This is a genomic window from Clostridiales bacterium FE2011, from assembly GCA_017569305.1.
Lineage (GTDB): Bacteria > Bacillota > Clostridia > Christensenellales > Aristaeellaceae > Aristaeella.
Window position 1 is genome coordinate 2690699 of the sequence record CP069418.1, and the last position, 24394, is coordinate 2715092.

At 54.7% G+C, this 24394-nt stretch carries 19 protein-coding genes and 7 tRNA genes; 25 read left to right on the plus strand and 1 reads right to left on the minus strand.

What is annotated here, in order from left to right; all coding sequences use genetic code 11:
• Window position 1: 1 nt before the first annotated feature.
• On the minus strand, window positions 2–967 hold the full coding sequence (locus JRC49_12215; protein ID QTE70555.1) for a sugar ABC transporter permease: 966 nt from the start codon (window positions 965–967) through the stop codon (window positions 2–4).
• Between the two features lie 305 nt (window positions 968–1272).
• Between JRC49_12215 and JRC49_12220 the strand changes: the two genes are divergently transcribed.
• The 25 genes from JRC49_12220 (at window position 1273) to JRC49_12340 (ending at window position 24378) form a co-directional block, all read left to right on the plus strand.
• A complete protein-coding gene (locus JRC49_12220) occupies window positions 1273–3672 on the plus strand; it encodes a N,N'-diacetylchitobiose phosphorylase (protein ID QTE70556.1) in 2400 nt (799 codons plus the stop codon).
• Between the two features lie 6 nt (window positions 3673–3678).
• Window positions 3679–5100 (plus strand): phosphoglucomutase/phosphomannomutase family protein, encoded by a 1422-nt coding sequence (locus JRC49_12225; GenBank protein QTE70557.1) that lies wholly within the window; start codon window positions 3679–3681, stop codon window positions 5098–5100.
• Between the two features lie 33 nt (window positions 5101–5133).
• Complete coding sequence (locus JRC49_12230) at window positions 5134–6852, plus strand: histidine kinase (protein ID QTE70558.1); 1719 nt, start codon at window positions 5134–5136, stop codon at window positions 6850–6852.
• Between the two features lie 16 nt (window positions 6853–6868).
• On the plus strand, window positions 6869–8077 hold the full coding sequence (locus JRC49_12235; GenBank protein ID QTE70559.1) for a carbohydrate ABC transporter substrate-binding protein: 1209 nt from the start codon (window positions 6869–6871) through the stop codon (window positions 8075–8077).
• 9 nt (window positions 8078–8086) lie between these two features.
• On the plus strand, window positions 8087–8833 hold the full coding sequence (locus tag JRC49_12240) for a response regulator (protein ID QTE70560.1): 747 nt from the start codon (window positions 8087–8089) through the stop codon (window positions 8831–8833).
• A 210-nt stretch (window positions 8834–9043) separates the two neighbouring features.
• Window positions 9044–9583: a ribosome-associated translation inhibitor RaiA gene (gene raiA, locus JRC49_12245; protein QTE70561.1), complete on the plus strand. Its 540-nt coding sequence runs from the start codon at window positions 9044–9046 to the stop codon at window positions 9581–9583.
• 255 nt (window positions 9584–9838) lie between these two features.
• Entirely contained in the window at window positions 9839–10075 is a 237-nt protein-coding gene (locus tag JRC49_12250) for a hypothetical protein (protein ID QTE70562.1), read from the plus strand.
• 85 nt (window positions 10076–10160) lie between these two features.
• The gene (locus JRC49_12255; GenBank protein ID QTE70563.1) at window positions 10161–10640 is read left to right on the plus strand and encodes a small multi-drug export protein; all 480 of its coding nucleotides are present in this window, start codon (window positions 10161–10163) and stop codon (window positions 10638–10640) included.
• 16 nt (window positions 10641–10656) lie between these two features.
• Complete coding sequence (locus JRC49_12260) at window positions 10657–11526, plus strand: DUF368 domain-containing protein (GenBank protein ID QTE70564.1); 870 nt, start codon at window positions 10657–10659, stop codon at window positions 11524–11526.
• A 158-nt stretch (window positions 11527–11684) separates the two neighbouring features.
• A tRNA-Pro gene (locus JRC49_12265) sits at window positions 11685–11759 on the plus strand.
• Between the two features lie 18 nt (window positions 11760–11777).
• Window positions 11778–11850, plus strand: a tRNA-Glu gene (locus JRC49_12270).
• Between the two features lie 21 nt (window positions 11851–11871).
• Window positions 11872–11945, plus strand: a tRNA-Ile gene (locus JRC49_12275).
• Between the two features lie 9 nt (window positions 11946–11954).
• A tRNA-Asp gene (locus JRC49_12280) sits at window positions 11955–12031 on the plus strand.
• A gap of 33 nt (window positions 12032–12064) precedes the next feature.
• Window positions 12065–12140: transfer RNA gene (locus tag JRC49_12285), tRNA-Thr, on the plus strand.
• Between the two features lie 27 nt (window positions 12141–12167).
• Window positions 12168–12252 (plus strand) — tRNA-Tyr (locus JRC49_12290).
• Window positions 12253–12257: 5 nt separating this feature from the next.
• Window positions 12258–12341 (plus strand) — tRNA-Leu (locus JRC49_12295).
• A 288-nt stretch (window positions 12342–12629) separates the two neighbouring features.
• Window positions 12630–13481, plus strand: coding sequence for a metallophosphoesterase (locus tag JRC49_12300; GenBank protein QTE70565.1), 852 nt, complete (start codon window positions 12630–12632; stop codon window positions 13479–13481).
• A 200-nt stretch (window positions 13482–13681) separates the two neighbouring features.
• Window positions 13682–14896 carry a hypothetical protein gene (locus JRC49_12305; GenBank protein QTE70566.1) on the plus strand — a complete coding sequence of 405 codons (1215 nt, stop codon included), beginning with the start codon at window positions 13682–13684 and terminating at the stop codon, window positions 14894–14896.
• Entirely contained in the window at window positions 14893–16785 is a 1893-nt protein-coding gene (locus JRC49_12310) for a GGDEF domain-containing protein (protein QTE70567.1), read from the plus strand. Before JRC49_12305 ends, JRC49_12310 begins: the two co-directional genes overlap by 4 nt.
• Entirely contained in the window at window positions 16772–18133 is a 1362-nt protein-coding gene (locus JRC49_12315; protein ID QTE70568.1) for an O-antigen ligase family protein, read from the plus strand. Before JRC49_12310 ends, JRC49_12315 begins: the two co-directional genes overlap by 14 nt.
• A 6-nt stretch (window positions 18134–18139) precedes the next feature.
• Entirely contained in the window at window positions 18140–19324 is a 1185-nt protein-coding gene (locus tag JRC49_12320) for a CDP-glycerol glycerophosphotransferase family protein (protein ID QTE70569.1), read from the plus strand.
• Between the two features lie 51 nt (window positions 19325–19375).
• Window positions 19376–20512: a glycosyltransferase family 1 protein gene (locus JRC49_12325; protein ID QTE70570.1), complete on the plus strand. Its 1137-nt coding sequence runs from the start codon at window positions 19376–19378 to the stop codon at window positions 20510–20512.
• 35 nt (window positions 20513–20547) lie between these two features.
• On the plus strand, window positions 20548–21699 hold the full coding sequence (locus JRC49_12330) for a glycosyltransferase family 4 protein (GenBank protein QTE70571.1): 1152 nt from the start codon (window positions 20548–20550) through the stop codon (window positions 21697–21699).
• Window positions 21700–21772: 73 nt separating this feature from the next.
• Window positions 21773–23353 carry a polysaccharide biosynthesis protein gene (locus JRC49_12335; protein QTE70572.1) on the plus strand — a complete coding sequence of 527 codons (1581 nt, stop codon included), beginning with the start codon at window positions 21773–21775 and terminating at the stop codon, window positions 23351–23353.
• Window positions 23350–24378 carry a glycosyltransferase family 2 protein gene (locus tag JRC49_12340; GenBank protein ID QTE70573.1) on the plus strand — a complete coding sequence of 343 codons (1029 nt, stop codon included), beginning with the start codon at window positions 23350–23352 and terminating at the stop codon, window positions 24376–24378. The genes JRC49_12335 and JRC49_12340 overlap by 4 nt, the downstream gene beginning before the upstream one ends.
• Window positions 24379–24394: the final 16 nt, after the last annotated feature.

Consider the following 24394-nt stretch of genomic DNA (forward strand, 5'->3'; position numbering starts at 1 on the left):
ATCAGAACAGGGAACTGTCGGGGTCAATTTTGCGAACCAGGGAATTGGCACCGATAATGCAGATCAGGCCGATAAAGCTCTGCAGGAAACCGGCGGCTGAGCTCATGCCCAGGTTATGGGTGTTGGCGTAAGCCCTGTACACGTAGGTATCCACAACCTGCGTGACCGGATACAGAGAACCGGAGTTCTGGGGGACGTTGTAGAACAGGCCGAAGTCCGCGTTGAAGATCTTGCCGACGTTCATGATCAGCAGGATGACGATCATGGGGCGGATGCCGGGAAGGGTCACGTGCCAGATTTGCTGCCATTTGGTGGCACCGTCAACAGCCGCAGCTTCATACTGGGTGGTGTCGATGCCGGTGATGGCGGCCAGGTACAGCACGGAGGAGTATCCCAGGTTCTTCCACAGGTTACAGATGGTCAGGATCAACGGCCACCAGGTGGTATCGTGATAGAAGTTTGTCACTTTCTGTCCGGCGGCTTTCTGCATGAAGGGGATCATGCCGCTTGTGGGATCCAGGAACGCCAGGACGAAGTAGCTGGCGACGACCCAGGACAGGAAGTAGGGGAAGAACATCATGGTCTGGTACGTCTTGGCCAGGAACCGCGTGGTCAGTTCACTCATCATGACCGCGAAGGCTACTGAAATGACCAGGCCGAGAAGGATCCACAGGAGGTTGTAACCCAGGGTGTTGCGGATCATGATGCCCGTATCCGGGGATTTCAGGAACTCAAAGTTCTTCAGTCCAACCCATTCACTCTTGACGATATTGTTCCAGAATGTGTTGGGACGGAATGCCCGGTAGTTCTTAAAGGCAATCACAATGCCGAACATGGGCAGGTAGCGGATCAGAAGTAGCCAGACGGCGCCGGGCAGCATCATGGTGGTAAGCCAGAAGGTCTTCTTCGTGGCGGCGAAGCTGCGGAGCCCGAGGCGACGCCTGTCTTTTGCCTGAAGCGCTGTCATGGGCTTTCATCCTCCTTCATTGTCTTATCTGGTGATTAAATTCTATAAAAAGGACAATTTTCTGTCATTATCCTCTATTGTCAAATCTTGACTCCGGTTGCGCTGTTGGCCAAAGGATTGAAAAATAACGGATTCAGGGAACGACGGTATGTATATATATAATCGGAAGCCGCAGGATTTTCTGCCATTGACAGGGGTTGACAGCAGAATGCCAATCCGAGACAAAAAATGCCATACCTGTTCCTTCTTCTTGAGCTTTTGATTTGGTATGCTTATAATGAAAAATACAGCGCAGGAGGTTCTATATGCGTTACGGATATTTTGACGACGCCGCACGCGAGTACGTGATTGACCGGGTCGACGTGCCTGTTTCCATGACAAACTATCTAGGTACCCAGCGGATGGGTACCGTGATATCCCATAACGCCGGAGGATACAGCTGGCTGGACAGCCCGCAGCATCACCGGATTACCCGATTCCGTCCCAACGGCGTCCCCATGGACTGGCCGGGACACTATGTCTACCTGCGTGATGATGAAAGCGGAAAGTACTGGTCCCTGAGCTGGCAGCCCACGGGCCTTCCGCTGGACGAAGCGAAATATGAAGCGCGGCACGGCCTGAGCTATTCCCGCTTCAAGTGCGATTACCAGGACATCAGCGCGGAGCAGCTCCTGTTTATTCCCCGGGAAGCCGGGAAGGAAGATCCGGTAGAGATTTTTGACGTCCGGATCCGGAACAATTCCAGCCGGGAACGGAACCTCAGCGTATACGGCTATGTGGAGTTTTCCTTCCATGAAATTGACATGGACAACCAGAACTTCCAGATGAGCCTGTATGCCGCCGGTTCCCACTACGAGAACGACGCGGTGCTCTGCGAGCTCCACTATGAGCCCAACGCCTGGCAGTTCTTCGCCGGCAACTTTGTGCCGGACGGATACGACGGCGTGCGGGAAGCCTTCATCGGCAACTACTGCACGGAGCGGAACCCGGCAGGCGTGAGCACCGGAAAGCTGACCTCCTCCCATGAACTGGGCGGCAATCCCTGCGGCGCGCTGCAGAAGAAGCTGACCCTGAAGCCGGGCGAGGAAGCACGGGTGCTGTTCTACCTGGGCACCGGCAAGGGCGACGCTGCGGAAAAGGCCAGGAAGCGCTATGACGAAGCGGGCACGGATGAAGCCTTCGCGGAACTGCGCAGCTTCTGGGACGCCAAGCTGGGCGGCCTGCAGGTGACGGTTCCCCATGAAAACATGAACCGCTCCCTGAACATCTGGAACCTGTACCAGAGCGAAGTGAACGTCCTGTTCTCCCGGTTCTCCTCCTTTATTGAAGTGGGCGGACGCACCGGCCTGGGATACCGGGATACGGCACAGGACGCCATGTGCATTCCCCACGCGGAACCGGATATGTGCATGAAGCGCATCCGGCAGCTGCTGCACGGACAGATGAAGCAGGGCTACGGCCTGCACCTGTTTGATCCGGCAGTACTGGAGAAGGAAGAAACGGACGGCTTCAAGTCTCCCACGGTGATTCCGGAGGCGGACAAGAAGGGCATGCTGCACGGGCTGAAGGACGCCTGCGCGGACGACGCCCTGTGGCTGATCCCGGCGATTGTGGAAAACGTGCGGGAGAGCGGCGACCTGAGCTTCTTTGACCAGGAGATTCCCTTTGCCGATGAAGGCAGCGGAACCGTCTGGGATCATATGAAGGCGGCACTGGATTTCTCCTATGAACAGGTGGGCAGCCACGGCGTAACCAAGGGCCTGCGGGCGGACTGGAACGACTGCCTGAACCTGGGCGGCGGCGAAAGCGCAATGGTGGCTTTCCTGCTGGTGTGGGCGACGAACCACTTCCTGGATGCGGCCCGGGCTATGGGACGCAAGGAAGATGAAGCAAAATACACGGCGCTGAAAGCACACATGGAAGAGACCTGCCGGAAGCAGCTGTGGGACGGAAAATGGTTCCTGCGCGGCTTCACGGCAGCCGGGGCGCCGATCGGCTCCCAGGCGGCAGTGGAAGGCAAGGTCCATATGGAAAGCAATACCTGGGCCGTGATCAGCGGCGCCGCGGACCGGGAACAGGGCCTGAGCTGCATGGACGCGGTGGATGAATGGCTGTACACCCCCTGGGGCCTGATGCTGAACGCGCCGTCCTTCGTCACGCTGGATGACAGCATCGGCTTTGTGACCCGGGTTTATCCGGGCGTCAAGGAAAACGGCGCTATCTTCAGCCATCCGAACCCCTGGGCCTGGGTGGCGGAGTGCATGCTGGGCCGGGGCAGCCGTGCCATGAAGTTCTACGACGCGCTGCTGCCGGAAAACCAGAACGACAAGATGGAAATCCGGCAGGCGGAGCCCTACAGCTACTGCCAGTTCATCATGGGCAAGGATCACACGGCCCACGGCCGGGCACGGCATCCCTTCATGACCGGTTCCTCCGGCTGGGCCTACTATGCGGCAACCCGCTACATGCTGGGCATCCGGCCCGGATTTGACGGCCTGACAGTGGATCCCTGCATCCCGGCGGAATGGGACGGCTTTGAGGCGGTGCGGAAGTGGCGCGGCGCGGAATACCGGATCAACGTAACGAACCCCAACCATGTGGAAAAGGGCGTGGGACGGATCCTGGCAGACGGAAAGCCTGTGGAAAAGATTCCTGTCTTCGATGAAGGCATCCACTTCATTGACGTGGAGCTGAAAGGAGAGTGATCCGGCATGATTAAGTTCGGTACAGGCGGCTGGAGAGCGATCATCGGCGACGAGTTCACCCGGGCGAATATCCGCCTGGTGGCGGCTGCGCTGGCCCGCAGGATGAAGCGGGAAGGCGCGGAAAAGGAAGGAATCTGCGTGGGCTATGACCGGCGTTTCCTGAGCCGGGAAGCCCTGATCTGGTTCTGCGAAGTGCTGGCAGGCGAAGGCATCCAGGTGTTCTTTGTGAACATGAGCTGCCCGACGCCCCAGATTATGTTTACCGTAAAGGAAAAGAAACTGCCCTACGGGGCGATGGTGACGGCCAGCCACAACCCGGCCATCTGGAACGGTATCAAGCTGTTCACCTTCGGCGGCCGGGACGCCGCCCAGGACGTGACGGAAGCGGTGCAGGAAGAAGCAAACCGTATCCGGGAGGATGAGATCCGGGATATGGGCTTTGAGGAAGCCAAGGCTGCCGGTATCATCAGGATCATCGACCCGCGGGATGCCTACCTGGATTCCATTCTCGGCCAGGTGAACGTGGACGCGATCCGGAAGCGCCGGCTGCGGATTGTGCTGGACCCGATGTTCGGCGTGAGCCTGACGGGCCTGCAGACGATCCTGTATACCTGCCGCTGCGATGTGGACGTGATCAACGACCGTCATGACGCCTTCTTCGGGCGGCACCTGCCGGCGCCGAACCCGGACACGCTGGTGGACCTGCAGTACGCGGTGAAGGAACACAGGGCCGACGTGGGTATCGCCACGGACGGTGACGCGGACCGGCTGGGCATCATTGACGAAAACGGCCGCTATGTGACGGCAAACGAAATCCTGGCGCTGCTGTATTACTACCTGCTGGAGTACAAAGGATGGCAGGGTGCGGCGGTGCGGAACATCGCCACCACCCATCTGCTGGACCGGATCGCGGCGGATCACGGACAGGAATGCGTGGAGGTTCCGGTAGGATTCAAACATATTTCCGCGGGCATGGAAGCCCATGACGCCCTGATCGGCGGAGAATCCTCCGGCGGCCTGACGGTGCGGGGGCACATCTCCGGCAAGGACGGCCTGTACGCGGCCAGCCTGCTGGTGGAAATGCTCAGCGTCAGCGGCAAGAAGCTCAGTGAACTGCTGCAGCTGTTGTATGACAAGTACGGCGAACTGCATACGGCTGAGTATGACTGGGCACTGACCGAGGAAAAACGGGAAGAGATCGCGAAAAAGATAATGACGGACAAAGAGCTGCCCGCTTTCAACCGGAAGGTGGAAAAGGTCAGCTACCTGGACGGCTGCAAGGTTTACCTGGACGGAGGCTGGGTGATCGTCCGCTTCTCCGGTACGGAACCCAGGGTGCGGATTTTCGCCGAGGCGGAGACCGAAGAAGAAGCAAAGCGTACCGTAAAACAGATGGCAGACTTTACCGGCCTGCCGTGGGAGGAATAAGCTCTCCGGGACATCCGGGGAAAGGAAAGGACCATGGGAAAGGATACGGGCAGGAAAACGAAAAAGCGCCTGTTTGGCGGCATCCGGCATTCGCTGCGTGCCCAGATAGGCCTGATCGTGCTGCTCAGCTATCTGACGCCCGTGGTCCTTTTGGGGATTTTTACGGGAGGTTTCCTGCTGAAACGGCTGGAGAACCAGACCCGCGCGGCAGTCACTTCCGGTGCTGAACAGGCCTGGACGCTGACAGAACAGAAGATTGAGCGGACGCTGGACCTGGCGCGGGACGCCACCTATGACGGGGAACTGACGGACACCTGGCAGAAATGGAACGACGGAACCATCGGGGACGCGGAATACATGCGGCTGTGCAGGAGCTACCTGGACCGGAAGTACAGCCGGGAATCGCTGCTCTCCTTTGCCGCCTTCTTTCCGGTAAAGAATCTTGAAATGCTCAGGTATATCCGGGGCGGAACAATCGGCGGAACCGGAGAACTGCAGGAGCTTACGGATACCGTGCGGGTTATGGGAGAAAAACTGGACACCCGCTGCCGTTTCTTCCGCTTCGGGGGACAGATCTACCTGGTGCGGAACCTGCTGAACCTGCGGATGGAACGCTTCGGCATGCTGATCCTGGGCATCAATGAAGAGCAGCTGCTTGAGCCGCTGAATGAACTGGGAGAGGCCTGGGACGCAAAGGTGGCCTTCCAGCTGGATGACTGCGGAAATCCGGAGAACGAATGGGTGAATCTGGCCCAGGGATTGACAGACGACGGAAAAGAACTGTATTATACCCGCCTGGCCGGGGACAGCGAGAACAGCCTGAACCTGCAGCTGACCATGGACAGGAGGAAGCAGTACAGCGAGGTCTATACCTTCCGGCTGCTCCTGCTGGTGATGGCCCTGCTGCTGATCCCCATCATGGTGCTGATCGGCGTATACCTGAGCCGGCGCATTGTAAAACCCCTGACGCTCCTGTCCGCAGCCAGCCGGCGCATTGAGGAAGGCGAACCGGGCGTGACCGTTCCCCTGAACGGCGGGGATGAACTGGGACGCCTGGGACGCTCCTTCTCCAAGATGTCCCTGCGGCTGAAGGAACTGATTGACAAGACCTATAAAGAAGAAATCGAACTGAAAAACGCACAGATCCTGGCGCTCCAGAGCCGGATCAATCCGCATTTTATCAACAATGCCCTGGAGGATATCAACTGGCAGGCCCGGATGGAGGGCTCAGAGAGCATTTCCTCCATGGTGACCTCCCTGTCCGTGCTGCTGAACGCCACCATGGCGCGGCAGGACCGGCGGCTGGTAACCCTGCGGGAAGAGATGGAAGTGGCGGAGGCTTACATCTATTTCATCCAGCAGCGCTTCGGACCGGACCTGACCATGAACCGGGAGATCGAGGAAAAAGCGCTGGACGGCATCCTGCCGCTGCTGACGATCCAGCCGCTGCTGGAGAACGCGGTGGAACACGGCATTGCCCCGGCGGGCGGCGGTACGATTACCATCCGCTGCTCCCTGAACGATGCCTGCATGCACATTGAAATCATCAATACAGGCCGGGAGACGGGCAAGGAAGACAGGGAACGGATCGAGGCGGCCCTACACGGACAGCCCACCGGAAAGCACCTGGGCCTGGCCAATATTGTGAACAGACTGCGCCTGATCTACGGGGAATCGGTAGAGATCCGCGTGGATACGGACACCCCCGGGCAGACCACGGTCAGTATCGTGATCCCCCGGGAGATTCCCTGAAGGGAGGCAGAAGGATATGCGAATCAGGAAGTTGATTGCAGTAACAGCGGCGCTGCTGCTGACAGTCCTTGCCGGAAGAGGAACGGCGGAGGGCGGCGTTACGCTGCGCACCATCAGCTGTTTTGCGGGCCTGGACGGGTCTGCGGAAGAATACGTTGCGATCCTGCAGCACTATGAGTCGATGACCGGCAATACGGTGATCGACAATTCCGCCGTCATCGATGAGGCCTGGAAGACAGATGTCCTGAAGGACTTCGCGGCGGGAAATGAGCCGGATATCCTTTTCTTCTTCGCGGCGGGAGCGGACTCCGCACCGATCCTGTCCCGGGTCGTTTCTCTTGAAGAAATCAATACTGCCTATCCGGATATGAACCTGCCGGAAAACGATATCCTGCGGGAACCGGACGGGAAGGTATACGCGGTGCCGGTGAGAGGATACTGGGAAGGCCTGTATGTACATACAGACCTGTTTGAGCAATACGGTGCGCCGCTGCCGAAGGACTGGACGTCGCTTCTGGAAGCAATCAAAATCTTCCGGGAGAATGGTATTATCCCGATTGCCATTTCCCTGTCAGACATTCCCCATTACCTGGCGGAAATGTCGTTGCTGGCCTGCGCGCCAAAAGAAGACCTGGCAGCAAGGCCGAAGACTTTTGAAGAGGTGCCTGCCTCCTGGCTGGAAGCAATGAGCCTGATCCGGGAACTGGCAGAGGCCGGGGCCTTTGCGGATAACGCGTGGAGCACCTATGAAAGCGCGACCACCAACCTGTTCCTGGAAAAGAAGGCGGCCATGCAGATGGACGGCAGCTGGATTCAATCCTCCTTTACGTACGGGATGATGGACACCCTGCGGGTGCTGCCCATGCCGCTGCACAATGGGGAAGGAACGGCCGACTGCTATGTCGGCGGTGTTTCTATGGGCTTCTACCTGACCCGCCGGGCCTGGGAGTCCGGACGGCGGGACGCGGCAGTGGCCCTGCTGCAGGAACTGACCAGCGAAGAAAGTATCGCGGAGCTTGGCAGCTCTACCCTTTCGGGGAGGCTGCTGGATTCCGCAAAGGATATGCAGGCAGGGAGGCAGATGGTCAGCCCGCTGCAGGACGCCATGAACATCAAGGCCCGGGAAGTCTGGCTGCTGGAATGTATTCCCGCGGTGGCGGAGGGAACCATGACGCCTGAAGAATGCTGGCGCCGGGTGATGAGCCTGGCCCCTTTCGCGGAATGAGGTGAAGAGATGTATCGGGTAGTCCTTGTGGACGATGAAAGACTGATTATCCGCGGACTGTCCACGGTGATTCCGTGGGCAGAACTTGGCTGTGAAATCGCCGGTACAGCCCATGACGGCGTCAGCGGCCTGGAACTGATCCGCAGCATCCGGCCGGATATCGTGCTGACGGATATCCGGATGCCGAACATGGACGGACTGACAATGCTGGCAGCCATCCGCAGCGAGTTTCCGGGCATCCAGATGTCCGTGCTGACGGCTTACCGGGATTTTGAATACGCCCGGAAGGCCATTACGCTGGGCGTGTGCCGATACCTGCTCAAGCCCAGCAACCTGGATGAACTGCAGGAAGCCGTGAAGCTGATGGTTTCCCGGCTGGACGCCATGCCGCAGCTGCCAGAGGATCCGGATGACGAATCCGTGAAGGAAGCCGGCAACCACCTGGTCAAGGCGGCGCTGGCCTATATGAAGGAACACTGCACAGAGCAGCATCTTTCCCTGGGAGAGGTGGCGGATCACGTTTATGTGAGCCAGTGGCATCTGTCCAAGCTGCTGAATCGTGAAACGGATCAGAGCTTCTTTGACCTGCTGGGAAGTATGCGGATTGCCAAAGCCAAAAAACTGCTGGCGGATCCGGCGCTCCGGATACATGAAATTGCGGAAATGGCAGGCTTCTCAGACGTGGCGCATTTCTCCCGCAGCTTCAAGAAAATCGCCGGCTGCACGCCCGGAGAATACAGGAATCATCAGATGTAAATACAAATTTTGTTATAAATGGTCTTAAATTCTCAAAAAAAATACAAAAAGAAGAAGGAATTCGTCGAGGGGTGTCGAAATAATAAAACAGAAACAAAATGAAAGGGTGTGATGCCGATGGCACACGATCTTTCACAGAGAGGGAATCTGATCGGATAACCTTTCTGTGAGAATCATGTATCACAAATTTGAAAGGAGCCCATCGGAAATATGAAACTTACAATACAGGCACGTAACATGTCGGTCAGCCCGGCAATCACTCAGAGGATCGAGAAGAAGACGGAAACCATGGGCAAGTATCTCTGGCCAGAGACAGAGATGCAGGTAAGAATGAGAAAGGAGAAGAACGACCGCCGGGTGGTGGAAATCACCGTCCCCATGGGAAAGAACGTGATCCTGCGCAGCGAGTCCTCCGCGGACGACAACCTGTTCCTCGCCATTGACAAAGCCCTGGCGAAGATGGAACGGCAGATCCGGAAACACCGGACGAAGCTGGGCAAGAACCTGAGAGAAGAAATCCCGGATGTGCCGGAGTATATTGAAGAGGATTCAGGCGAAGAAGAGAAAGAGAGAAAGGTGGTTAAGCAGAAGACCTTCCCGGTACGCCCCATGAGCGTGGAAGACGCCGCAATTGAAATGGAACTGCTGGGACATAATTTCTTCGCCTTTGTAAATATCGACACAGATCGGACCAACGTCCTCTACCTGAGAAAGGACGGAGATCTGGGTTTGCTGGAGCCGGAAGCTTAATGAGACTGTAAAGTCCGGATAGGACAATCAGGAACGGCAAAAAAAGCTCAAACAGCATGTGGAATTTCCGGAGAGAAGCCATGCACATCAAAACGCGATTAGCGATCAGAGCGACAAGGCCGTAAAATGACCCTGAGATCCGGACCGTACAATATACCCCGGGGCCGCGGGTGCGGCCCCATTTTTTTGCCTTTCTTGAATATCCTCTGCTGGTTTGCTATAATTTCCCTTGAATTCGGGAAGGAGACGATCCGTATGCGGTGCAGCTGTAAGCAATGCGGAACCTACATGATCCAGGCGGAAAGCGATCATCTGGGCTGTATCTGCCCGGACTGCGGCTATCGCTGCAATGACTGCCTGGGAACCAATACGGTGGTCAGTCGGGAGAGACTGAAGGACCTGGCCTTTGATCCCAGGTTTGATCCGGAAAACATTGCCGCGTCCTTTGATGAGGATCCGGAAGACGCCGAATGGTTTGATGACAGGCCCTGACCCGGCTTTACACGGTTTTGCGGCTATGCTATAATGCCGACGTTGTTTTTTTGCCGGGACATTCAGGATGCCCGCCGGAGGATATATGCTGAAACACTACATTATTTCATTTCTGATTTCCATGGTTCCCCTGATCGAGCTCAGGGGCGCTTTGCCTTACGCACTGGCCAACGGGATTCCCACCCTGCCTGCCTACATCGTGTGCATGGTGGCCAATATGCTGCCGGTGCCGGTGATCTTTTTCTTTGCACGCAAGGTGCTGGAATGGGGCAAGGATAAAAAATACATCGGGCGCTTCTTTACTTTCTGCCTGGAAAAGGGTCACAAAGCAGGCGAAAAGCTGAAGGCAAGGGCCGGCACCAAGGGACTTTTCATCGCGCTTCTGCTGTTTGTCGGCATTCCGCTTCCCGGAACCGGAGCCTGGACGGGTACCCTGGCTGCAAGCATCCTGGATATGGATTTCAAATCCAGCGTCATTGCTGTGCTGCTGGGCGTCTTGCTGGCTGCCATCATTATGGGTGTGGGAAGCCTGATTGTTATCAACGGCGTACAACTTATTGGCTGAAGGGAAGGTTAGTTCAATGCTGCAGTGGATTCTTGACATTCTGCGCGGCGCCGTAATCGGCGTTTCCAATATCATCCCCGGCGTATCCGGCGGGACCATGGCCGTGTCCATGGGTATTTATGACCGCGTGATCTATGCGGTGAATAACCTTTTCAAGCAGTTCAAGAAGAACTTCAAGGATCTTCTGCCGATTATCATCGGCGTGCTGATCGGCCTGTTTGCCTTTGCCGCGCTCATCGGCACCCTGCTGGGAACGAAATCCGATGAGATTCCGATCACCCGCCTGCCCACCAATTTCGCGTTCATCGGCCTGATTCTCGGGGGACTTCCCGCCATTTACAAGCGGGTCAATATGAAGAGCGCCAAGATCCCCGGCGTGATCCTGTTCCTGGTCTTCCTGGCGCTGGTAGTGGTTCTGCCCCTGCTGAATCCTCCGGAAGCGCGGACAGTGGATCATTCCATCGGAACCATCCTGCTGATGATCCCGCTGGGCGCAATTGCTTCTTCCACCATGGTCATTCCGGGTATCTCCGGCTCCATGATCCTGATGCTCCTGGGCTACTACAACCCGGTTATCAATGCCATGAATGACCTGCGGGGCGGGGACTGGTCCAGCCTTGCGATTCTGGCGCCTTATGTAATCGGTCTTCTTGTGGGCATCGTGTTCATCGCGAAGCTCATGAACTTCCTGCTCAAAAAGCATGCCGCACTGACCTTCTCCGCGATTTTCGGACTGGTGATCGGATCTCCTGTGGCACTGCTGATGCAGAACCGGGAATGCTTCCAGCTGGCAAACACCGGAAACTGGATTGCCAGCATTGCCTGCCTGATTGTCGGTTTTGCGATTGCCTGGTTTATGTCCACACTGGATAAGAAGGAAGCATAAGACAAGGACTGATTCGGGCAGGCACACATACACGACAGGGACTGATTCAGCACGTAAAAATTTTTCTTCAGTAATGGAAAAAAAAGTGATTGACATCCGTCAAATAATCGTGTATATTAACAAAGTCGCCTGCGGGATAGACCGTGGGAAGGATGCACCGGGGTGTAGCGCAGTCTGGCTAGCGCACGTGCTTTGGGAGCATGGGGCCGGGGGTTCGAATCCCTTCACCCCGACTCAGTCACCTCGTACGTGGCTCCGTGGTCAAGAGGCCTAAGACACCGCCCTTTCACGGCGGCTACCCGGGTTCGAATCCCGGCGGAGTCACTTTTTCTTCCTTTCCGATATGGGCCTTTAGCTCAGTTGGTCAGAGCGGCCGGCTCATAACCGGTTGGTCCGGGGTTCAAGTCCCTGAAGGCCCACAGCCATTTGGCCCGGTAGCTCAGTTGGTTAGAGCGCCAGCCTGTCACGCTGGAGGTCGAGGGTTCGAGCCCCTTCCGGGTCGCCACTTTTACGGTAGGACTCGCAGAACGAGCTTCGTGCTGGCGTAGCTCAATTGGCAGAGCAGCTGATTTGTAATCAGCAGGTTGCGGGTTCGAGTCCCATCGCCAGCTCCACCCTTTGGGTCAAGAGGGACATCATATGGGTAGGTTCCCGAGTGGCCAAAGGGAGCAGACTGTAAATCTGCCGCTATTAGCTTCGGTGGTTCGAATCCACCCCTGCCCACCATACTTGCGGGAATGGCGGAATTGGCAGACGCGCATGATTCAGGTTCATGTGTACGTACGTACTTGCAGGTTCAAGTCCTGTTTCCCGCACGTAGAGCTCTTGAGAGATCAAGAGCTCTTTTCTTTTTTACTTCCGGTCATCCGGCTGCGGTTTCTTTGCCATTGCTCCGGTATGATGTATGTACTTTATGATCCAATCATATTATTTCATGATTGCAGAATGCAAAAGTGTAACGTAAATCACCTTGTTTTTCATATATTCAGCTGATATAATAGGAAAAACAACTATGCAAAAATCTAAACTCAGGAGTAAACGTTTACATGAGTACTGATACCGTACTTGTAAAAAAGAAAACGGCAAGGCGGAAAAACCGTTTTTTGCGGAAGTTCTTTCGTGTACTGATCGCTTTGGTATTGATCCTGGCGATCATTACTGCGGCTGTGTATTTTTACAGCCAGTATACGCAGACCCATTACCTGATCAGATTCTATCAGGAGACATCCGGAAAAGTCAGTGACAACATCCGGATCGCGGTTGTCTCCGATATTCATAACCGGGAATACGGGGAAAAAAACGAAACGCTGATTTCTGACATCCGAGCCCTGAAACCAGATCTGATTCTTATCCCGGGCGATATGGTGATCCGGGAACAGGATGACTACAGGCCCATGCTGAATCTTGTGTCCTCATTATCCGGGATCGCGCCGTGTTACGGGGTTCTCGGAAATCATGAGAGCGAACGCATTTATTACCGGGACGACCAGGAACTGCCCGGGAAGTTCAGAGACGCGGGGCTGAAGCTGCTGCGCAACGCGACTGAAGAGGTCCGGATCGGAAATGACGTGATCCAGCTGATCGGAGTGGAAGGCAGCGCTCACGGATTTGAAGCATACGGCGGACGGGAATTCATGGATAAAACCGTGATCAATCCATCTGCGTACAGCATTCTGATGGCCCATGTTCCGATCCTCTTTGAATCGCAGCTGGCCGGATATGATTTCAACCTGGGAATCGCGGGACACGTGCACGGCGGGATTGTGAACCTGCCTTTTGCCGGAGGCCTGTATTCGGACGAAGAAGGATTCTTCCCGCGCTTTACTGCGGGGGAATACACGCTGCAGAACCAACAGAAACTGATCGTCAGCGCGGGACTCGGCGATTCCAAACCGTTCCCGCCGCGGATCAATAACATGCCGGAACTGGTTGTGATCGATATTGACCGGTATTAGGAATTCCCGGTGTACAACCGCCGCACAGCACGTCTGCAGGATGACCTGAAAGATAAGAAGGAGAAGGAATGAAAGAGAAGAACAAAATCCGGACTGGCGAATCCGCAGGAACGCCCGGAATTTCCGGCAAAGTATGGAACGGCATGCGAAATGCTTTGAAAGTATTCCGGAAGAGGTGGCGTTTCTTTCTCATTGTTTTTATGCTTGTTTTCCTGGCATTGTGCGGTTATCACTATTTTGTAAACAAGCACACGGCCAGCACTGTGCTGTCGCTGGATTATGAGGAAGCTTCCAAAGGCCTGACGCCCAACAGGACGCGGTTCAACATCTTCGAGATCCAGGGCGGCGAAGTGATGGAACGGCTGATTGAATATGCCGGCCTGGAAGGAAAGATCACTCCGAAAGAACTGAGCGAATGCATCAACGTTCAGGCAACGCATGATAAAAGCATCAGCGGCAGCGTGAACTATATCAGCACCTCGTTTGTTGTGGAGTTTACAGTCAACGGGGCTATGGCCGGAAGAACCGCGGAAGATATGCTTTCACTTCTTTGCAAAGCGTATCGCGAGTACTTCGTGGAGCACTACGGATACAATCACTCCATCCTGTCTTTTGAGATTGATGACCTGAAATTCAATGACGAGTATCTGACCGCGGTTGATCTGCTGGACCTGAAGTGCAGCCAGCTGGAGAAATATGTACAGCTTCGCAGGCGGGAAAGCAAAAACTATCAGGAACCGGATACCGGAATTACTTTTTCAGCGCTGGAACAGCGGGTGAATAACTTCTATGACTATGACCTCGCAAAACTCCGATCCTATGTGATTGAAAACGGCATAGCGAATGACCGGGCTGGCCTTATCAGCATGCTGGATTACAAAATACGTATGGATCGGCTGATGTACAGCAAACTGATGGCAGCATACGATGAGGATAATAACGGAATCCGGCTGTATGACGCTGCGATGAGCGCTGTTGTCATGATTCCTACCCAGGATCAGACGATGCAGTATTATATGTCCAGGACCAAAACCGGGATGGACAATATGGCCCTTCACGCCGACGCGCAGCTTGCAGGCGCGACAGAACGGCTGGAGCAGATTGAATACAGCACTTATCTGACTGAAAAGCTGAAGACAAGGCTGTCTGACCGGAAGAAAAAAGCGAAGGCTGACGCTATGATCCACGAGATGGACGAAACACTGGATAAACTTGCCGCTGATATCCAGACGGCGGACAGCGCATATACGAGCGCAAGAGCCCGCAACTATATCAGTTTCAGCGATGACAGCAGGGGCTTTAAGGATCAGATTGACCTCGTTCATTCTCTCCTTTATTCCGTGCTGGCCCTGATCGCGTTACTGGCCTGCGTGCTGCTGTGGAAGATTCTTTCAGACAAGGAGAAAGAAGTATGAGACAATTCAGCATTCTGCGCTATCTGAAGAAATTCAGCCTGCTGATCTTTCTTCTGTCCGTGATCGGCTCCCTGTTTATCTATTTCTACGCCAAATCCCAGCAGCGGTATGTGGCTTCCACGGTGATCCAGTATACCAACTCCGCTGCCAAAGAGGGGTATACACCGGACGGAAGTCCCCTGAATGTGGAAGAAATCTATTCTTCGACGGTGATTGACGCTGCCATGGCAGACCTGGGATTTCATTCCAATATTGATTCTGTCCGCTCCAACTGCTATGTGGAGGAAGTGGTTCCGGAAACACAGCAGAAGCTGAATGAAGCCCTGGTGGAAAAGGGTGAGGATCCCTCCTATGTTACGGATACGTACCGGGTATATTTTATCGGCAACAATGATACCGGTGAGGATTATGCCTGGAACATGCTGGACGCCATCATCAAGAATTATTACGAGTTCTATGCAGGAAAGTATGTGGAGGAACCGCTGCAGGGCAACGGCGTTTCCGTGCTGGCGGAAGGGAACTATGACTATGTGGAAAGTACGCAGGTGATGGAGGATTCCATTTCGGAAATGCTGGATTACCTGCTGAGCAAACGGGAAGACTATCCGTATTTCCGGTCGGTGGACACGGGATATACATACAACGACCTGTACCGTATCTACCGCCTGCTGTACAATTACGAAATTCCCGGCCTCTATGCGGCAATACTGTCCAATGCGGAGACGAATGACAGCGACCTGCTGGTGAGCCGGCTGACAAAAGACTGCGAGGATCTGCAGCTGTATATCGAAAACCGGCAGGAACGGTCAAAATCCCTGAAAAAACTGATTGACAATTACAGCATCCGCAACAAGGAAATGATGGATTATCATTATCAAAGCGCGGAGAACGGAACGGAATCCATCCTGAAGGATGTTGAATACAATCATGAGCATAGTAACAAGGAAACAACATATGACGGCCTGATCCAGGAATATGTGGACCTGAACATCGATGTCCGGCAGAAAACAATCGAGAAGGAACACAAGGAATACCTGCTGTCTGTGTTTGAGGCCGAGGACCATGCACAGGGGCGGAAGACTTTCAGTTCCGAAGAAATCCGTGAAAAGATCAATCGCTGTGCAGAACTGGCAAACAAATACTATCAGTACGTGGAAAACACGGGACGCGAACTGAACCGCCAGCTGAGCGCAAATTATCTGGCGATGATCAGCAGCATCAATGTTCAGCCGACTGTGAACATCAAGCTGTACCTTGTGCTTGCCATCATATTGTTTGTGCTGGTGGGCGGCATCGGAGCTGTACTGCTGGGAAGAGCACTGGACTTTATCGACTATTTCCGGTATGTGGATAAAACCGTTCAGATTCCGAACCGGGCCAGATGCGACGTGTATATCAGTGAATGGGCGAACAAACTGCTGGATGAGAATTTTGCCTGCGTAGCATTGAAGATGGATTCCCTGAGCAGCCTGTCCAATGAATACGGACGGGAAGCCGGTGATGAAGTGCTGAAGGACTTTGCGGCGATTCTGAAGAGCTACGGCGACCTGTACGGATTTGTGGGGCATAACGGCAGCGGCGTCTTCTACGCCTTCTTCCCGAAATGCCCGCCGGACAAGCTGGATGTGATTCTGAAAGCAATCGGACGCCAGGTTGAGAAATACAATAACCTGAATCAGGGACATACTGTTCACTATATCTCCGGCAAAGCTGTTTCAAGCGAGGACCACATTTTTGAAATCAGAGATCTGCTCAGGCTTGCCCTGCAGAGAATGCATTCTGAACAGAATGAGGCCGAATCAGAGGATGTTTCCGGTAAAAATGCACCGGAGAAAACCCGGAATCGCACAAAGCCGGTAAGCACGAGGAAAAAAAATGATGCGCAATAACTCCCTGCTGAATGGTGAATACAGCCGGATGCAGCAAACAACAAGAAAGGAATGCCCGGTATTTATCGCATTTCTCGCTGTTGCCTGCACCGTTTTCGCCGGCCTCGGAGACTGGAAGACACTCAATGATGCATACGGAGCGTTGCCGAAAGTCATCGTGCTCGGGACGATCGTATGTGCATTCCTGTGTTTCCTTGTGACCGCAGATTTCGCAAAGATCAGGAAGGCAATAGGGTATTTTCCCATCTTCCTGCTCATGATTGCCGTTTATACCCTGGTCAGCCTGTATATATGGATCACGGATCTTTCCCAGACAGCATCCATCAGCCGGGCAGGGCAGAAGATCCTGTTCCAGACAATTGTTATTATTTACTGTGTATTCATGTGCTACCTGTTTGAAGACAGGGCGATCAATTACATGTTTTTCAGCATGTGCGCCACAAACGCGGCCATCATTCTGCTGGAAATGCCGAAGTACGGTTTCGTGGAGAGCATCTCTTCCGTTGTGACCTGTCTGATCACGTTCGGTGAGGCTGAAGGGTTTGTGCGGGCGCTGGAAATCCATGATATCACTTTCCTGTTCGGGCAGTTCTTCATTTACTACATGATGTTTGCACCGAAAGGATCAAAACCGGAGAAACGCATCCGGCGCCTGGGGGTGATCCTCTCCGTATTTTTCATGCTGGTGGGACTGAAACGCAGCGTCCTGCCGGCGGTGCTTTTTGTATGTGTATTCGTAAAGCTGGTCCGGAAGGCCCGAAAACCGGGAAAGTTTATCATGGCGACGGGGATCAGCCTGTTTCTGTTTTTCTACCTGTATCTCTACCTGACGCGGAGCGGCATCCTGGTATCTTTTCTCGAATCGCTCGGTATCGATATGATGGGCCGCGATATCCTGTGGAAGCTGCCCAATGACTACTATGAGCTTTCCCCATTCTGGAAGGGACTGGGCTTTGAAGGCGTGACCGACCTGGTGAATATCTGGTACAGCAACGGACTGATCAATCATCCATTTCCGCTGCACAATGATATCCTGAAGATCTTTATTGAACTCGGCGCGCTGGGATTCACCCTGTGGGCGGGGATCAATTATATCCTGTATCCCTCTTACTGGATGAAACAGCATGATACGGAAACCGGATTGCTGTATATAGCCATATTGGCCTATATGACCGTAACGTACCTGACGGACAATACAGCTTTCTATTTCTGGAGCTGTATCGGCCTGAAACTGATTCCCATGAGTTACAGCTACCGGATCCGCGAAAAGCTGAAGCAGGTTCGGTGGAAAGCGCCGACACCGGATGAAGCGATGAATGAGATCCGGCTGATTGAGATGGGAGAATGATGGAAAATGCTGCACATACTGAAGCGGCTGCCGGCTTATCTGAAGGATGTGTTTCTGCTGACGCTGCTCCGGCCCATCGCCGCGGTACTGAGAAAAACGAGCAATGCATACCGCCATCTCTGGCTGGTGATGGAACGCGGGTATGACGCCAGGGATAACGCATACTGGTTTTTCCGCTATCTGCGGGAACAGCAGCCGCAGATCAACGTGTGCTTTGTCATTGATCCGGCCAGCCCGGATTACGGAAAGGTTGCGCAGCTTGGCAAGGTCGCTGCATGGAGATCGCTGAAACACTATCTGATGTATCTGGCTGCAGATATGCTGATTGGTACCCATGTCCAGCCTGCCTCGCCCGACCTGATGGCTTTTTATCATCTTCGTCAGATGGGGATCCGGCCAAGGGGGAAACAGATTTTCCTGCAGCACGGGATTATTCAGAACAACATGAGACTGATGAGATATCCCGGGCTGAAGCTTGACTTTTTTGCCAGCGGCAGCAGGATGGAATACGATTACCTCGTATCTGAATACGGTTTCCCGGAAGGCGTGATTCAATACACGGGATTATGCAGATATGACAATCTCCTCCGGGGAAACAAGCCTTCCAATGAAATCCTTGTTATGCCCACCTGGCGGGGTTCGGACTATCCCCGCGGAGCACAGTTTTACGGAACACCTTTTTACCGTCATTTTCAGTCCCTGCTGGAGAATGCCCGCCTGCTCCGCCTCCTGGAGGAGCGGGATCTCAGGCTGATATTCTATCCTCACATTGAGCTTCAGGAAGAATTGGATAAGTTCAAAGCTCCATCGGACCGGATTGTCCTGGCAAGCTGGAAGGATTATGATGTCCAGACACTGCTGATGCGCTGCAGCCTGCTGATTACGGATTATTCCAGTGTGTTCTTTGACGTGGGATATATGGAAAAGCCGGTGATATATTATCAGTTCGATTTGGAGGACTTCCGGAAATATCATTACCAGGAAGGCTATTTCACAGCAGAGGAACACGGATTCGGTCCTGTTGCCAGGACAGAGGAAGAAGTGATGGACGCCTTATATGAATGTGCCGGGAATGATTTCCGGGTGCAGGAAGAATACCGGAACCGCCTGGAGGCCTTTTTCCCGGTCCGGGATGAAAACAACTGTGAGCGGACGTACCGGATCCTCAGCCGTATGAGCGGGGAAAAATGACAGGAAACGGGCGCCGCGCCCCAAACAGCGGCAGGGGAGGAACCCAAGAAGATGCTTCGTGTACTGCATTCCGTCAGCAATATGGGACGTGCGGGAATCGAAACCATGCTGATGAACTATTACCGGGAGATAGACCGGAGCCGGATCCAGTTTGATTTCCTGGCCAACAAACCGGTACCGGGCGAATATGACGAAGAGATCCGCAGCCTGGGCGGGCGTGTGTTTGTCAGTCCCGGGCTGAATCCGCTGCATTTTCCCCGGTACAGACGGTACATGGCGGAGCTTCTGCGCGACAATCCCGATATCCGAATCGTTCACGCGCATAATGAGGCGATGGGGTATTATGCTCTCCAAAGCGCCAGAGACGCCGGGATCCGGATCCGGATTGCGCATGCGCACAATACGCGGATTATCCGCGATTACAAATATCCGCTGAAGCTGGTCTGCAAGCAGCTGCTTCCCGGCGCGGCGACGGATTACTGGAGCTGCGGCAGGGATGCGGGAATCTACTATTACGGAAAAAAACGCTGGAACACATCCGGCTTCATTCTGCATAACGCAATCGACGTGGAACGGTTCGGGTTCCGGCCGGAAGTCCGGGAACGCAAGAGGCGGCAGCAAGGACTGGACAAATGCTTTGTGATCGGCCATGTGGGCAGATTCAACGTCCAGAAGAACCATAGCCGGCTGCTGGATATTTTTGCCGCTGCCGCCAGGGACATTCCTGAAGCCCGCCTCGTCCTGATCGGCACCGGCGAGCTGGAACAGGCCATGAAGGAGAAGGCGCGCGGCCTCGGAATCCTGGACAGGACGATTATGCCCGGGCAGATGGCGGATGTCAGCGCATGGTATCAGGCAATGGACTGCTTTGTACTCCCTTCACTGTTTGAAGGACTTCCGGTGGTCGGCATCGAGGCGCAGGCAGCCGGACTGCCGTGTGTGTTCTCTGACCGGGTTACAGACGAGATCCTGCTCTCTCCGGAAGCGCGAAGGATTTCCCTCGACACGGACGACGCGGAATGGGCCAGGCAGATTGCAGCGATAAGACAAACAGAAACGAACCGGCTGCAGGGAAAGGAAACTGTCCGCCAGGCAGGGTATGACATACATACGGAAGCGCGGAAACTTCAGGAGATCTACCTGGAAATGGAAGCCCGCGCGTATTCCACCGCACAGCCGGAAGCCTGAAGGACCGGCTTGCCCGTCTGTTATGAAAGGAGGGAATGATCAGCGTGCAGAAAGAAGCGAAACGGATCGCAATAATCGGACACAAATTCATCCCCTCCAGGGACGGAGGAGTGGAGGTTGTTGTAAGCAACCTTGCGCCGCATCTCGCGGAGGCCGGCTATAAGGTGACCTGCTATAACAGGACAAGCAAAGAGGCCAGGAAGCTTCGGAGACAAGGGAACCTGGCACGGGAATACCGGGGAGTCCGGCTGATCTGGACGCCGACGGTGGACCGCCGCGGGCTGGCGGCTGTATCCTCCTCAGTCCTTGCGACGATCATGGCGGCATTCAGCCGGTTTGATTTGGTGCACTTCCATGCGGAGGGACCGTGTGTTTTCTGCTGGCTGCCGAGACTCATGGGCAAAAAGGTCGTGGTGACTGTCCACGGGCTTGACCATAAGCGTCAGAAATGGGGGAAGTTCGCTTCCGCATATATTCTGCGGGGAGAAAAAGCGGCGGTTCGTCATGCCCACAGCATTATCGTGCTGAACACCAGCATGCAGGAGTATTTCCTCAGGGAATACGGACGGGATACGGTGCTGATTCCCAACGGTGTCGAACCGGCAGAGATTCGGCCGGCTCGTGAGATTATCGAGCAGTTCGGACTGGTTTCCCGGGGATACATCCTTTTTGTGGGCCGCCTTGATCCGGGAAAAGGAATTCACTACCTCATTGATGCATACCGGAAGCTCCATACGGATAAGAAGCTGGTGATCGCCGGCGGATCATCGGATACAGATGACTATGTGAAGCAGCTGCATGAAATGGCCGGAGATACCCCGTCCATCATCTTTACCGGTTTCCTGCAGGGGCCTGTCCTGGAAGAGCTGTACAGCAATGCGCATCTGTATGTGCTGCCCAGCGACCACGAGGGTATGCCGCTCAGCCTGCTGGAGGCTATGAATTACGGCTGCTGCTGCGTGACATCCGATATCAGGGAGTGTACAGCTGTTATGAACGGCTGCGGCCTCACTTTTCCCCGCGGGAACGCGGAAGCCCTGCGGGAGACGCTGCAGAACCTGTGCGACCATCCCGATCAGGCGGAAGCATATCGCAGTGAAGCCCGGGAAGTGATTTCGTCCAAGTATACCTGGCAGGAGATTACGGAGCAGACGGACAGGCTGTACAGGAGACTCCTGGACGGCTGAGATCGGGCATACGGCTGGAGGTATCCTGCCCGGAAATCCCTGAAATCCAACTGAAAGGACTGCAGCAATCGGCATGAAGCTTGAACGCACCAGAAACGCGACAAGGAACATTGTGTTTGACGGGACACTGGAAATGGCCAACCTGCTGTTTCCGTTTGTCATTCGCTCTGTCATGCTGCATTGCCTGGGAACAGAATACCTGGGCCTGAACGGCCTGTTCAAGTCGCTCCTGACCTTCCTGAACCTGGCAGAGCTCGGCGTGGGCAGCGCAATGGTATTCAGCATGTACAAACCCATTGCCGAAGATGATACCCGGACCATCTGCGCCCTGCTGCGCCTGTATCGTACCCTCTACCGGATCATCGGACTGGTAATCGCCATGCTGGGGCTGCTCCTGATCCCTGTTCTGCCGGGACTCATCAAGGGGGATGTCCCCGCCGGCATGAACCTGTACGTCCTGTACCTGATGAACCTGGGGAACACGGTGGTGACGTACTGGCTGTTCGCTTACAAAAGCAGCCTGCTCCAGGCGCACCAGCGGCGGGATGTAATCAGCAAGGTCAGCCTGGCGGTGCGGATCACGGAATATACCCTGAAGATCCTGATCCTGGTTTTTATACGGGATTATTATCTCTACCTGTCCGTCCAGCTGCTGAGCCAGATTACCGTGAACGTGCTGACGGCGGTGTACGCGTCCAGAATGTATCCCCGATACGTGCCCGAAGGAAACCTGCCGAAAGAAAAGCGAATGGATATTCTGCGCAGGGTACGGGATCTTTTTACTTCTAAGCTTTCCGCCACGGTTTTTGATTCCGCGGACACCCTGGTGATCTCCGCTTTTATGGGCCTGACCGTCCTGGCACTTTATCAGAATTACTATTTTGTGATTACCGCACTGCGGATCATGCTGGTGGTGCTTCTCAACGCCTGTATGGCCGGAGTGGGCAACAAGATGGTCATGGAGAGCCGGGAAGCGAATTACCGGGACCTGGAAAAGATCAGCCTCCTGTTCAGTTGGGTGCTGGGGGTGAGCAGCTCCATGCTGCTGTGTGTATTCCAGCCGTTTATGAATCTCTGGATGGGCGAAGAGAATATGCTCCCCATGGGGCTGGTGCTTTGCTTCGTCGTTTATTACTACTCCATGGGTGCCAATAAGCTGGTCAATATGTTCAAGGATGCAGCGGGCATATGGCGGCAGGACCGCTGGAGGCCCCTGACGGCGGCGCTGGTCAATCTGGGCCTGAACCTGGCCACGGTCCGGTGGCTGGGGCTGTACGGGGTGCTGCTTTCCTCGGTTATCTCCATCGTTGCTATCCAGATTCCCTGGCTGTTCCACAACCTGTTCAGGGAAGTGTTCCCCCGGGAACAGCTGGGCCGGTATATCCGGCTTTTCTGCGGACTGACGGCGGCTGCCCTGGCATCCTGCACAGCATCATGGTTTGCCTGCCGCCTGTTTACGCTGGATACATGGCCGGCCCTGATCCTGAATGCCGCAGTGAGTTTCCTGGTACCGAATCTGATCTACTTTGCCATTTACGGACGAAACCACGTGTTCCGGGAAAGCCTTTCACAGCTGAAAAGGAACATCCTGCCGGGAAACCGGAAGACACAGGATGCGGACACCCCAGTCGGGGAAGGGAGAACCGAAGAATGATCAGTGTTATTGTGCCGGTATATAATGTGGAAAAATACCTGAGAAAATGCGTGGATAGTATTCTGAATCAAACCTATACCGATTTTGAATTGCTGCTGGTGGATGATGGCTCAACGGATGGGTGCCCACAGATTTGCGATGATTACGCAGCCTGTGATTCCCGCGTGCGGGTGATCCATAAGCCCAACGGCGGGTTGATTTCCGCCCGGAATAAGGGCATCCTTGCTGCCCGGGGGGACTATGTCTGTATCCTGGACGGGGATGACTGGGCTCTCGAAAACATGCTGCAATTCATTCACGATACCGTATCCGGTTCACCGGAACTGCCCGACATGGTGCTTTTCGCTGCCCACAATGTATATGCGGATCATATGGAAGATACGCTGAACAATGTACCGGAAGGATACTACAACCGGGAACGACTGGAGAAGGAAATTTTCCCGTATCTGCTTATGGATACGCGGACCGGGCTTCATCCGGGCAGGATTCAGGCACATACCTGGGATAAGGCTTTCAGGCGTGAACTGCTGGTCGGGCATTATACACGTGACGAGAGGATCCGCGTTTTTACCGACGTGCCCATGACCTATGAATGCCTTCTGCACTGCCAGTACGTGTACATATGCAACGAACCTTTGTATATGTACAATAAAACCAATGAGGACTCGATCCGTGCCAGAAGCCGGGAGAACCTCCTCACAAAAAGTTTCGGTTACCTGGTCGCCTATATGAGGGAGCATATGAGCGGCCTGACGCCAACCATCGGCCGCCAGCTCAACGAATACGCGGCGATGCTGATCATCCGTACGGGGAAATGGCGCGTCCGGACAGAATCTTCCCTGCGGGAAGCCGCGCGGCATATGAAGCAGGGGCTCCATGAATCGGGAATGTTGTCATTTGTGTCTGCCGGAGATCTGCCGCGAAAGGCGGGAGCCGTCATCTTGCTGCTGAAAATGCATCTGGTGATGCCGGCTGTGCTGCTGTGCGCCGCCCGGGTCAGGCAGGAAAAAAAACTGGACGTATAAATCATCATGGAAAGCA

What these genes read in the sequence shown, in the direction of transcription:
- JRC49_12215 (QTE70555.1), bottom strand. Translation starts at nt 967, where the DNA reads ATGACAGCGCTTCAGGCAAAAGACAGGCGTCGCCTCGGGCTCCGCAGC.
- JRC49_12220 (QTE70556.1), top strand. Translation starts at nt 1,273, where the DNA reads ATGCGTTACGGATATTTTGACGACGCCGCACGCGAGTACGTGATTGAC.
- JRC49_12225 (QTE70557.1), top strand. Translation starts at nt 3,679, where the DNA reads ATGATTAAGTTCGGTACAGGCGGCTGGAGAGCGATCATCGGCGACGAG.
- JRC49_12230 (QTE70558.1), top strand. Translation starts at nt 5,134, where the DNA reads ATGGGAAAGGATACGGGCAGGAAAACGAAAAAGCGCCTGTTTGGCGGC.
- JRC49_12235 (QTE70559.1), top strand. Translation starts at nt 6,869, where the DNA reads ATGCGAATCAGGAAGTTGATTGCAGTAACAGCGGCGCTGCTGCTGACA.
- JRC49_12240 (QTE70560.1), top strand. Translation starts at nt 8,087, where the DNA reads ATGTATCGGGTAGTCCTTGTGGACGATGAAAGACTGATTATCCGCGGA.
- raiA (QTE70561.1), top strand. Translation starts at nt 9,044, where the DNA reads ATGAAACTTACAATACAGGCACGTAACATGTCGGTCAGCCCGGCAATC.
- JRC49_12250 (QTE70562.1), top strand. Translation starts at nt 9,839, where the DNA reads ATGCGGTGCAGCTGTAAGCAATGCGGAACCTACATGATCCAGGCGGAA.
- JRC49_12255 (QTE70563.1), top strand. Translation starts at nt 10,161, where the DNA reads ATGCTGAAACACTACATTATTTCATTTCTGATTTCCATGGTTCCCCTG.
- JRC49_12260 (QTE70564.1), top strand. Translation starts at nt 10,657, where the DNA reads ATGCTGCAGTGGATTCTTGACATTCTGCGCGGCGCCGTAATCGGCGTT.
- JRC49_12305 (QTE70566.1), top strand. Translation starts at nt 13,682, where the DNA reads ATGCTTGTTTTCCTGGCATTGTGCGGTTATCACTATTTTGTAAACAAG.
- JRC49_12310 (QTE70567.1), top strand. Translation starts at nt 14,893, where the DNA reads ATGAGACAATTCAGCATTCTGCGCTATCTGAAGAAATTCAGCCTGCTG.
- JRC49_12315 (QTE70568.1), top strand. Translation starts at nt 16,772, where the DNA reads ATGATGCGCAATAACTCCCTGCTGAATGGTGAATACAGCCGGATGCAG.
- JRC49_12320 (QTE70569.1), top strand. Translation starts at nt 18,140, where the DNA reads ATGCTGCACATACTGAAGCGGCTGCCGGCTTATCTGAAGGATGTGTTT.
- JRC49_12325 (QTE70570.1), top strand. Translation starts at nt 19,376, where the DNA reads ATGCTTCGTGTACTGCATTCCGTCAGCAATATGGGACGTGCGGGAATC.
- JRC49_12330 (QTE70571.1), top strand. Translation starts at nt 20,548, where the DNA reads ATGATCAGCGTGCAGAAAGAAGCGAAACGGATCGCAATAATCGGACAC.
- JRC49_12335 (QTE70572.1), top strand. Translation starts at nt 21,773, where the DNA reads ATGAAGCTTGAACGCACCAGAAACGCGACAAGGAACATTGTGTTTGAC.
- JRC49_12340 (QTE70573.1), top strand. Translation starts at nt 23,350, where the DNA reads ATGATCAGTGTTATTGTGCCGGTATATAATGTGGAAAAATACCTGAGA.